The organism is Vibrio sp. 10N.286.46.A8 (assembly GCF_041470165.1).
GTDB lineage: Bacteria > Pseudomonadota > Gammaproteobacteria > Enterobacterales > Vibrionaceae > Vibrio > Vibrio tasmaniensis_A.
In genome coordinates this window covers 1-413 of the sequence record NZ_JBFRLX010000398.1, presented here as the reverse complement: position 1 = coordinate 413, position 413 = coordinate 1, and the positions used below count along the sequence as shown (strand labels likewise).

At 29.5% G+C, this 413-nt stretch carries 1 protein-coding gene; it reads left to right on the top strand.

Annotated elements, in window-relative coordinates:
- On the top strand, nt 1-284 hold a 284-nt coding region (locus AB4232_RS22675), incomplete at its 5' end, for an EAL domain-containing protein (protein ID WP_372088111.1).
- Nucleotides 285-413 lie beyond the last annotated feature (129 nt).

Sequence of the window (413 nt, the reverse complement as noted above, 5' to 3'; positions counted from 1 at the left end):
ATTTTGGATGTGGTTACTCCAATTTTAACCTTTTATCAGAAAAATATTTTGATTTTATTAAGCTAGATAAGTCGTTACTACAAAAATGTCAGGAAGATATTGTGGCCAATGAGACACTTAAGTTTATGGTTAAGCTATCTGAGCGTATTGATGTAACCTTGATTGTCGAAGGCGTTGAAAATCCTCAACATCTACGACTACTTCCAAAAAAATCTAACATCTTATTCCAAGGCTTTCACTTTTCCAAACCAAGAAGGTTAATTAGTAATATGAAAACAGGTTGACATATATGGGTAATAATATGTGAAGGGCTGTAAATGACATTAAACAAAATCGAATTCGTTAACTAATTTAAGAGTATTACTATTTTAATATTTTTAAATCTCAACAAATAATAGAGATCCATTTAAATG